This window comes from Micromonospora chalcea (assembly GCF_002926165.1).
Taxonomy (GTDB): domain Bacteria; phylum Actinomycetota; class Actinomycetes; order Mycobacteriales; family Micromonosporaceae; genus Micromonospora; species Micromonospora chalcea.
This window is the reverse complement of the sequence record NZ_MAGP01000142.1, coordinates 29,678-39,510: the sequence shown is the minus strand read 5'-3', so window position 1 is coordinate 39,510 and position 9,833 is coordinate 29,678. Positions and strand designations below refer to the sequence as shown.

The 9,833-nt window shown below is 74.8% G+C and carries 7 protein-coding genes (1 of these 7 cut by a window edge); 6 read left to right on the top strand and 1 reads right to left on the bottom strand.

The features are described 5' to 3' along the window. Positions 1-120: 120 nt before the first annotated feature. Entirely contained in the window at positions 121-1,758 is a 1,638-nt protein-coding gene (abc-f, locus tag BAW75_RS24005; protein WP_104115002.1) for a ribosomal protection-like ABC-F family protein, read from the bottom strand. 283 nt (positions 1,759-2,041) lie between these two features. Between abc-f and BAW75_RS24000 the strand changes: the two genes are divergently transcribed. The 6 genes from BAW75_RS24000 to BAW75_RS23975 all read left to right on the top strand — a co-directional run. Continuing rightward, positions 2,042-2,806, top strand: a complete 765-nt coding sequence (locus tag BAW75_RS24000; RefSeq protein WP_244206246.1) for a thioesterase II family protein — start codon at positions 2,042-2,044, stop codon at positions 2,804-2,806. 212 nt (positions 2,807-3,018) lie between these two features. Further along, positions 3,019-3,981: a class I SAM-dependent methyltransferase gene (locus tag BAW75_RS23995; protein WP_244206245.1), complete on the top strand. Its 963-nt coding sequence runs from the start codon at positions 3,019-3,021 to the stop codon at positions 3,979-3,981. Further along, the gene (locus BAW75_RS23990) at positions 3,978-6,623 is read left to right on the top strand and encodes an amino acid adenylation domain-containing protein (RefSeq protein ID WP_244206244.1); all 2,646 of its coding nucleotides are present in this window, start codon (positions 3,978-3,980) and stop codon (positions 6,621-6,623) included. The genes BAW75_RS23995 and BAW75_RS23990 overlap by 4 nt, the downstream gene beginning before the upstream one ends. Next, positions 6,604-7,755 (top strand): potassium transporter TrkA, encoded by a 1,152-nt coding sequence (locus BAW75_RS23985; RefSeq protein WP_104114999.1) that lies wholly within the window; start codon positions 6,604-6,606, stop codon positions 7,753-7,755. The genes BAW75_RS23990 and BAW75_RS23985 overlap by 20 nt, the downstream gene beginning before the upstream one ends. Further along, positions 7,752-9,107 (top strand): DUF6002 family protein, encoded by a 1,356-nt coding sequence (locus BAW75_RS23980; protein ID WP_104114998.1) that lies wholly within the window; start codon positions 7,752-7,754, stop codon positions 9,105-9,107. Before BAW75_RS23985 ends, BAW75_RS23980 begins: the two co-directional genes overlap by 4 nt. Beyond that, positions 9,104-9,833 carry the 5' portion of a non-ribosomal peptide synthetase gene (locus BAW75_RS23975; protein ID WP_104114997.1) on the top strand. It continues 1,634 nt past the right edge of the window, so only the first 730 of its 2,364 coding nucleotides appear in the window; its start codon is at positions 9,104-9,106; the stop codon falls past the right edge of the window. Before BAW75_RS23980 ends, BAW75_RS23975 begins: the two co-directional genes overlap by 4 nt.

Below are 9,833 nucleotides of genomic sequence, written 5' to 3'. Positions count from 1 at the left end.
CCAGTGACGTGCAGGAACGGGGTCACCCGGACCAAGCCGACGGATCCGCTCCAGGACAGCAACGTCGGTCAGGCGGTGAGTCAGACCAGGCCGGGTGACCCCACCCCTACATCCTCACTGTCAGGCGGCGTCCGGGGGACCGGTCTGCGTCAGGCGCCCGTCGGCGAGCCGCAGCCAGCGCTCGACCCCGATCGCGGCCAGGAACCGCTCGTCGTGGCTGACCACGAGCAGCGCCCCCCGGTACGCGTTCAGCGCGCTCTCCAACTGCGCGACGCTGAGCAGGTCGAGGTTGTTCGTCGGCTCGTCGAGCAGCAGGAGATGCGGGGCCGGCTCGGCGCCCAGGACGCAGGCCAGCGTCGCCCGCAGCCGCTCGCCGCCGGAGAGCACCCCGGCCGGCAGGTGCGCCCGCGCGCCGCGGAACAGGAAGCGGGCCAGCAGGTTCATCCGCTGCGCATCCGGGGCCTGCGGCGCGAACGCGGCCAGGTTCTCCGCCACCGTACGGTCGGAGTCCAGCAGGTCGAGGCGCTGCGACAGGTACGCGATGCGGCCGTCGGCCCGGCTGATCCGGCCCTGCTCGGGTTCCAGGTCGCCGTTGATCAGGCGCAGCAGCGTGGACTTGCCCGCGCCGTTGCCGCCGAGCAGAGCGATCCGCTCCGGTCCCCGGATCGTCAGGTCGACGCCACCTGTGGCGAACAGCTGCCGGTCGCCGTACCGGATCTGCGCTCCTTCGGCGGTGAGCAGCGTGCGGCCGGCCGGCACCTCGGTGGCGGGCAGCTCCACCGAGATCCTCTGCTCGTTGCGCAGCGCCCGCTCGGCCTCGTCGAGCCGGGCCCGGGCGTCGTCCACCCGCCCGGAGTGCATCTCGTTCGCCTTGCCGGCGGCCACCTGCGCGTCCCGCTTCATGCCGCCGGCGACGATCCTCGGCAGCCCCGCGTTCTTGAGGTTGCGGGCGGCGTTGCCGGCCCGGCGGGCCGCCCGCTCGCGGGCCTCCTGCAACTCCCGCTTCTCCCGCTTGAGGTCCTGCTCGGCGTTGCGGATGTTCTTCTCCGCCACCTCCCGCGCGGCGCGCGCCGCCTCCTCGTACGCGGTGAAGTTCCCGCCGTGGAACCGCACCTCGCCGCGGTCCAGCTCGGCGATGCGGTCCATCCGGTCCAGCAGCGCCCGGTCGTGACTGACCAGCAGCAGGCAGCCGGTCCACTGCTCCAGCACGTCGTAGAGCCGGTGCCGGGCGTCGAGGTCGAGGTTGTTAGTGGGCTCGTCGAGCAGCAGCACGTCGGGCTGTTTGAGCAGTTGCGCCGCCAGGCCGAGCGAGACGACCTGCCCGCCGCTGAGGGTGTCCAGCCGCCGGTCGAGCGCGAGGTCGCCGAGGCCGAGCCGGTCCAGCTGGGCGCGGGTGCGCTCCTCGATGTCCCAGTCGTTGCCGATGGTGGTGAAGTGCCGCTCGTCGGCGTCGCCGGACTCGATGGCGTGCAGCGCCGCGATCAGCGGGGCGATCTCCAGCACCTGCGCCACGGTCAGGTCGCCGGACAGCGGCAGGCTCTGCGGGAGGTAGCCCGGCACACCGTGCACCGTGACCGACCCGGCGGCGGGCCGCAGCTCACCGGCGATCAGCTTGAGCAGCGTGCTCTTGCCGGCGCCGTTCGGCGCGACCAGGCCGGTCCGGCCCGCGCCGAGGGTGAAGGAGAGGTTCTGGAAGACCGGAGTGTCGTCCGGCCAGGAGAAGGTCAGGTTCGAGCAGACGACGAAGGAATCGGACATCAGGAAGACGACCTCGAAGATGAGGGCGGGCGGACCTCAGCCGCCCGGCGGGGGACACGGTCTCGGGGTACGACGACGCGACCACGGCGCCTGCCTGTGGTCGGTCACATGTCCGGTCTCACCCGGAGATGTCGTCGTCACCCGCCATGTCTGGTCTCCCTGCCTGCCTGATCGCCACTGGATCACTCCGGTCCACCGTAGCACCGGCCGGTGCCCGGCGCGGGCGTGCCGGACCGGCGTCCGCGCGGCGGTCCGCCGCGCCGTGCGCCCTATGCTCCTGGCCATGTCCCAGGTGACTGCGAGCCGCTGGTTCGGGCCGGCCGGATCCTCGACCGGCGACGCCCAGGTGTTCGTCTTCCCGTACGCCGGCGGCGTCGCCGCCTCCTTTGCGCAGTGGCGGGAACTGGCCGCGCCGGAGCTGTCGGTGCAGGTCGCGCTGATGCCGGGCCGGGGCGTCCGGCTGCACGAGCCACCGGTGGACGACCTCGCGGAACTGGTGGACGCGCTGGCGACGGCCGTCGCCGAGCGGGCGTCCGGGCCGTTCCTGCTGTTCGGCCACAGCCTGGGGGCGCTGGTGGCGTTCGAGGTGACCCGGGAGCTGCGCCGCCGGGGCGCGCCCGCACCGCTGGCGTTGCTGGTCGGCGGCGCGGAGGCGCCGAGGACCCGGCTGGTACGGCGGCGCGTCCACGACCTGGACGACGCCGGTCTCATCGACGCGCTGCGCGACTTCGGGGCCACGCCGGCTGCGCTGCTGGCCGACCGCGACCTGATGGAGCTGATCCTGCCCGGGGTGCGGGCCGACTTCGCGCTGTCCGAGCGGTACGCCTATCGCCAGGGGCCGCCGCTGGAGGTGCCGGTGCACGTGCTGCTCGGCGACGGGGACGAGCACGTGGACCCGGAACGGGCCGCGGGGTGGGCCCGGGAATGTGTCACCGAGCCGCGATGGCACGTGTTTCCCGGCGGGCATTTCTTCCTTACCGACCATCTGCCGGAAATCATCGACCTAATGCGACACATCGTCGTCAGTCACACCCCTGTGGCGGAATAAGCGACAAAGAGCAGGTAAGGACTCGTACCCGCGCCGGACCTTCCACAATGTCCGGTATTCGACCTGGTGAGTGGCCGAGAAGCGGTGTTAAAGTTCGCCATCCGTTCGCCGAAGGGACGTCGCTGACGAGGCGGCATACTGTCGCGTGCGCCGAGGTGTTCATGAGCCGGCCGTACCTTCCGTCCCTGGTCCTACGCGATTACCTGCACACCGTGGCGACCCTCCACCCGCAACTGCGCGAGCTGCTCGACTTCGGCCGTCCCGGCGCGGACGCGGCCCTCGCGGAACTGGCCGGCACGGTCAGCGAGTTCGACACCGACTCCACCGGCCGGGGCGATTCCTATCGCCGGGCTCAGCGGGACACGCTCGTCCGCTGGACCGGTATGCGGCGGCTGCTGGACCTCGCCACGCCGGACGCAGCCGCTCCGGTCACGCTGATCCTCGACGTACTCGGCGGCGACGGCACGGTGGCCCGCGCCGCGGGCAGCCAGTCGGCCTGCTTCGAGTCCAAACTCGCATTCATCACCGGCGACCTGTCCGGCCACATGGTCGACAAGGCGCTCGCCCACGGCCTGCCCGCCGTCCGCCAGGCCGCGCACTTCCTGTTCCTGCGCGACGCCGGCGTGGACGCGGTGCTGCTGGCGTACGGCACGCACCACATCCCGGCGGCCCGGCGGCCGCAGGCGGTCGCGGAGGCGGCCCGGGTGGTCCGACCCGGCGGCCGGATCGTGCTGCACGACTTCGACGAGTCCAGCCCGATGGCCGGGTTCTTCGGCGAAGTGGTGCACCCGCACGCCGCCGGCGGCCACGACTACCGGCACTTCAGCCGCGCCGAGCTGACCGGCCTGTTCACCGCGGCCGGGCTGCCGGTACGCGTCCTCGACCTGTACGACCCGCTGATCGTGCGCGCCGACAGCGCCGAGTCCGCGTCCGCGGGCATGCGCGACTACGTCGGCGACATGTACGGCGTGCGCGACTACTTCGCTACGCTCACCGACGACGAGGTGTGGCAGCTGCTGACCCGCCACTTCGACCACACCCGCTACCTGGCCGGGATCGGCCGCGACGACGTGCCGGCCCGTCCGCTGGTCTACCGGGCCGACGGGCAGTTCGTGGCCGAGGTGCCTCGGATGGCGATCGTCGCGGTCGCGACGAGGACGCAGGTAGCGCCGTGACCGGCCCGAGCCACCTGACCGGCCCGCGCTACCTGATCGACCTGGTGCACCGGCCCGCCGGCGCCGGCGGCGACCGGCCCGCGATCGTCGGCCCGGACGGCGAGCTGAGCTACACCGCGCTGTGGGAGCGGGCCGGCGCGACGGCCGAGCTGCTGCGCCGCGCCCGCGTGCGGCCGGGTGACCTGGTGGGTCTCTACCTGCACCGGTCCGCCGACTATGTGACGTCGCTGCTGGCGACGCTCGCGGTGGGCGCGGTGGCGGTGCCGATCGACCCCGAGCTGCCCTCCGGCCGGGCCGAGCAGATGCTCGCGGCGGCCGCGCCCCGGCTCGTCCTGTACGCCGACCGTCCGCCCGCCGTCGCCGCGCCCGCGTCGACCGGGTGGCGGGACGTGCGTACCGCGCGGGCCGGGTCGACGGCCGACCTGACCGATCGCACCGGCTGGCTGCCGCCGGGTGAGCACGCCGCGCTGGTGCTGTTCACCTCCGGCTCCACCGGCCGGCCGAAGGGCGTGGTGCTGCACCACGCCGGGCTGGTCAACCGGCTGGCCTGGGGTCACGAGTGGTTCGGCTTCGGCGCCGACGACCGGGTGCTGCACAAGGCGTCGATCGGATTCGACGCGTCGGTGCACGAGATCCTCTCCCCGCTGATCGCGGGCGGCGCCGTGGTCGTCGCCGGGCCGGGCCTGCAGTTCGACAGCCTCGGGTTGGTCCGGCTGATCCAGCGGGAGGCGGTCACCACCGCGCACTTCGTACCGACCATGTTGCGGCACGTGCTCGACGAGCCGGAGTTCGCCGGCTGCCTCACGCTGCGGCGGGTGCTGTGCGGCGGCGAGGCGCTGGACATGCGGCTGGTCCGGCGGTTGCGCGAGGTGCTGCCGTGCGGGCTGTTCAACGGGTACGGCCCGAGCGAGACGTCGATCAACGTGTCCTACTGGGACTGCGCCGAGCCGTACGCGGGCAGCATCGCCCCGATCGGCCGGATCATCGACGGCGTCACCGCCCACGTGCTCGACGACGATCTGCGCCCGGTGCCCGAGGGCGGGACCGGCGAGCTGTGGATCGGCGGGGTCGCGGTCGGGCTGGGCTACCTGCGCGACGACGAGCGGACGGCGGAACGTTTCCGCGCCGACCCGGCGCGGCCGGGCGCGCGGCTCTACCGCACCGGCGACCTGGTGCGGATCGCGCCGCAGGGCTTCCTGGAGTTCCGCGGCCGGGCCGACGACCAGGTCAAGATCCGGGGGGTCCGGGTGGAGCCGGGCGAGGTGGCCGCCGTGCTGCGCGAGCATCCCGCCGTGCACGACGCGGTGGTGGTGACGGTCCCGGACACCGACGACGGCCCCCGCCTGGTCGGGTACGTGGTGCCGCAGCCCCGGCAGGCCCCGGCGGTCGGCGGGCTGCCGCGCTTCCCGCTGCCGAACGGCATGGCGGTCACCGCGGCGTCGCCGGACGAGGCGGTCTTCCTCTACCGGCAGATCTTCGACCAGGCCGAGTACGCCCGCTTCGGCGTCCGCGTCGGCGACGGCGCCGTGGTCGTCGACGTCGGCGCCAACATCGGGCTGTTCTCGCTCTGGGCGTCCCGGCAGGCGCGCGACGTGCGACTGGTGGCGGTCGAACCGAACCCGGACACCCTGCCGTACCTGCGCGCCAACCTCGGCCTCTACGCCGGGTCGGCGTCGGTCGTCGAGGCCGCCGTGACCGACGCGGCGGGCACCGCCGAGCTGACCTCGTTCCCCGAGCTGAGCTACCTGTCCGGCCTCGGCGCCGACCGGGCCGGCGTCGCCTCCGACCTGGTCCGGTCGCACTACCGCAACGGTGGCGGCGACGCCGACGAGACCGAACAGGCGGCGCTACTCGCGGACGCCCGCCGCCGCCTCGCCCCGGTGGCGCACGTGGTGCCGACGGTGACGCTGTCGGACCTGCTGGACCGCTTCGGGCTGGACCGCGTCGACCTGCTGAAGATCAACACCGAGGGCGCCGAGCTGAGCGTGCTGCGCGGGCTGCGCCCCGAGCACTGGCCCCGCATCCGCCAGGTCTGCCTGGAGGTCGAGCGCAGCAGCGTGACCACCCCGCTGGTGCGCGAGATGCTGTGCGCGGCCGGGTTCGAGGTCAACGACATCGGCGACTGGAACGTCGGCGCGGACGCCGACGTCAGCTACGTCTACGCCGTACGGCCGCAGGACCCGCCGCCCGCGGCGACGCCCCGGGACGAGCCCGCCGACCACCTGCTGACCACCGGGCTGCTCCAGGGCTACCTGGCCTCGGCGCTGCCGCCCGCGATGCGCCCGGACCAGATCGTCCTGGTCGACCGGCTGCCCCGCCTGCCCAACGGCAAGGTCGCCCGGCTGGAGCTGCCACCACCACCGCCCCGGCCCACCGGGCCTGCTGCGGAACCCGGCGACGGCGCCCTCACCGACCGGCTGCGCGAGGCGTGGCGGGCCACGCTCGGCGTCGACGCGCTGCACGACGACGACACGTTCGTCGCGCTCGGCGGGCACTCGCTGACCGCGCTGCGGATTGCGCTGCGGGTACGGGAGATGGCCGGGCTGGAGGTGTCCCCGGCGAGCTGCCTGCGCGCCGGGTCGTTCGCCGACTGGGTCGACCGGGTCACGGAGGCGGGACGCGATGTCAGCCCGGTCCGCTGACGCGCGGCACGTCGTCGTGGTGGGCGCCGGCCGGCTGGCCCGCTCGCTGTGCCACGCCCTGGCCGCGACGCCCACCCCGGCGCCGCTGCGCGTGACGGTCCTGGCCCGCGACCCGGACGCGGCGCTCGCGCTCGCCCGCGCCGCGCGGGTGCGCGCCACAGTCGCCGGAACCCCCGTCGCCGTCACCGCCCGGCCGTTCACCGCCGAACCCGGCGCCGACCCGGGGGAGGGGTACGCCGCCGACGCCGCCTCGATGGCCCGGCTCCGGCCCGACGTGCTGGTCTGCGCCGCGTCCGCGCAGTCGCCGTACGAGCGGGCGGCGGCGCCGTCGGCCTGGACGGACCTGATCGCCGCGGCCGGCTTCGGCGTGACGCTGGCATTGCAGGCCGAGCTGGTGTCCCGGCTGGCCGCCGCGCTGGCCGGCGGCGCGCCCGGCGCGACGCTCGTCAACGGCGCGTTCCCGGACGCGGTCAACCCGCTGCTCGCCGCACGGGACCTGCCGGTGCGCTGCGGCATCGGCAACGTGGCGACGCTCGCCGCGTGCCTGGACGCCGCGCTCGGCCGTCCCGGCCAGCGCCGCCTGGCGGTGCTCGGCCACCACGCCCACCTCGCCGCGCCCGGCCCGGACGACGAGGACACCGCCGAGGTACGCGCCTGGCTGGACGGCCGGCCCGTCCCGGACGTCACCGGGCTGCTCGCCGGCTACCGCGCGCTGCCCCGGCCGGAGCTGAACGCGCTCGCCGGGCACGCCGGGGCCGCCCTGGTGGCGGCGCTCGCCACCGGCGACGAGGTGACGGCGAGCCTGCCCGGGCCACTGGGACTGCCGGGCGGCTATCCGGTCCGGCTCACCGGCGGCCGGACCGAGCTGCGGCTGCCGGCCGAGCTGCCGGTGGCGCAGGCGGTCGCCTGGAACACCGCCGCCGTGCGCCTCGACGGCGTCGAGGTCGGCGGCGGCCACGTCCGCTACCCGGAGCGCGCCCGAGCGGCACTGGCGGCGTACCGGCCGGACCTGGCCGGCGGCTGGCACGCGAGCGAGCTGCCCGAGATCGCCTGCCGGTTCACCGCCCTGCGTGACCATCTGCGAACGGTGCCGCCGGCGCCGGCCCGGAGTGTGTTGGAGGAAGCCCGATGACCGTGACCACCCCGGCCACCCGCAACATGATCACCGACTACTACGACGTCATCGCGTCGGCGGTGCGCCGATGCGGCGCGGTCCCCGGCGACGCGCCCGGCACGCCCGGCTTCGCGCCCGGCTTCGACCTGCCCGAGCTGACCCCGCAGGTACGCGAGTTCTACGCCGCCGCCACGGTCAGCTGGTCCCCGCTGGGCCACTACGGCGGGCACGACCTGACGATGCTCGACCTGACCGCCAACCCGGGCACCCGGACCACGAAGACGTTCGCCTCGATGGTGATCGTCGCCCGCGCGGTGGAGCACATCCGGCGTACCGGCGAGCGGCTGTGCATCGTCACCCCGACCTCCGGCAACAAGGGCGTCGCGCTGCGCGACTCGGTGGCCCGCGCGTACGCGGCCGGGCTGGTGACCCCGGAGCAGCTGTCCATCGTGGTGCTGGCGCCGGCGGCGACCCGGCACAAGTTCCGCCACGACGCGCTCGCCGACGATCCCGCGACCCGTGCGCTGAACCCGCTGCTGCGGTACACCGGCGCGGACCCGGAGGGCGTGAAGGCGCTCGGCCGCGCGTTCGTCGACGAGTACGCGGCCACCGCGTACGACAAGCGCGGCGTCACCCTCTGGTACACGCTCGACCTGCGCAACTACCTGGTCGCCGACGCCGCCCGGGCCGCCTTCGAAGCCGACGTGTCGCCCGCCGCCGGTTCCCGCTGGCACGCGCACGCCGTGTCCAGCGCGTTCGGCCTGCTCGGCTACAACCTGGGCCGCGACGTGCTGGAGGCGGCCGGCGACGCCGACCCGGCCGACCGGCCCGGTTTCCTGCTCGTGCAGCACCTCGGCACGCCGGACATGGTGCTCAGCCTGCGCCACGGCTCGTTCGAGCGGGACCACTGCCCGGCGTACACGCTCGACGAGAGCCGGGGCGTCTGGACGCAGGACGCCGACCTGCGCTTCCCGGCCGTCACCGACGACCCGGCCGAGGTGCTCGACCCGACGTTCTACACCCATCGCCCGGTGACCTCCCCGGCCATGAACGCGCTCATCGAACGGCACGGGGGCGACGGCATCGTGGTGTCGCGGCGCGAGTGCGTGCGGCGCTATCCGGTCGCCCGGCAGTGGCTCTCCGCCGCCGGTCTGACGCTGCCCGAGGACCCGGCCCGGCTGCGGGAGTGGTCGATCCTGATGGCGCTTACCGGCGTCTGCAACGCCGTCGACCGGGGCCTGGTGCCGGCCGGGTACGAGATCGTGGTGCACGGCACCGGCAGCTACTGCGACGACTTCCGGATCGCCGAGGCCGACGCCGAGGTGTCCACGCTCGCCGACGTGGTCGCCGCCGTCCTGGACCAGCGGTGAGCCCCTCTCCGCAGCCGCTCGGCCTGCCGCCGCGGCTCGCCGCCGGGGCGCGCGCCGCGGGCGTCGACCCGGCCGCCGTCGTCCTCACCGCCACCGCCCTGGTGGTACGCCGGTACACCGGAGCCCCCGCGGTGACGCTGCGGCACGGCGACGACCCGGTGACGCTCGACCTGACCGCCGACGCGCCGATCCGGGAGTTGTGCCGGTCGCTGTGCCCGGCGCCGCCGGACCACCCGGTCGACGCCACCGTCGAGGTGAGCCCCGACCTGGCCGGCGTCACCGTCTCCGGGCTGCCCGCCGCGTACGCCGACGACCTCCGCGCCGACCTGGCCGACGTCCTGTCCACGCTGGACCCGGCCGCCTCGTCGGCGGGGTTGCTGCCGTCGGCCCGCTACGAGCGGCGTCCGGCGCCGGACCTGTGGCGGCTGCACGGTGGCGACGGCACCGAGGCCGATCGGGTCCGCGGCGACACCATCCCGGCCGCGTTCGCCGCGGCGGTGCGGGCGTACCCGGACAGGCCGGCGGTGCTCGCCGACGACGCGACGGTGACCTACCGGGAACTCGGCGCGGCAGTCGCCGCGACCGCCGAAGCGCTGGCCGGGCCGGGTGACGTCACGGCGCCGGTGGCGGTGCTGTGCCGCCACGGCGTCGCCACGATCACCGGCATCCTGGCGGCGCTGGCGTCGGGGGCGCCGTACGTGCCGCTGGACCCGGCGTACCCGGCGG

Excerpts from the sequence above, each read along its gene's own strand:
- abc-f (WP_104115002.1), bottom strand. The coding sequence starts at position 1,758 with ATGTCCGATTCCTTCGTCGTCTGCTCGAACCTGACCTTCTCCTGGCCG.
- BAW75_RS24000 (WP_244206246.1), top strand. The coding sequence starts at position 2,042 with ATGTCCCAGGTGACTGCGAGCCGCTGGTTCGGGCCGGCCGGATCCTCG.
- BAW75_RS23985 (WP_104114999.1), top strand. The coding sequence starts at position 6,604 with ATGTCAGCCCGGTCCGCTGACGCGCGGCACGTCGTCGTGGTGGGCGCC.
- BAW75_RS23980 (WP_104114998.1), top strand. The coding sequence starts at position 7,752 with ATGACCGTGACCACCCCGGCCACCCGCAACATGATCACCGACTACTAC.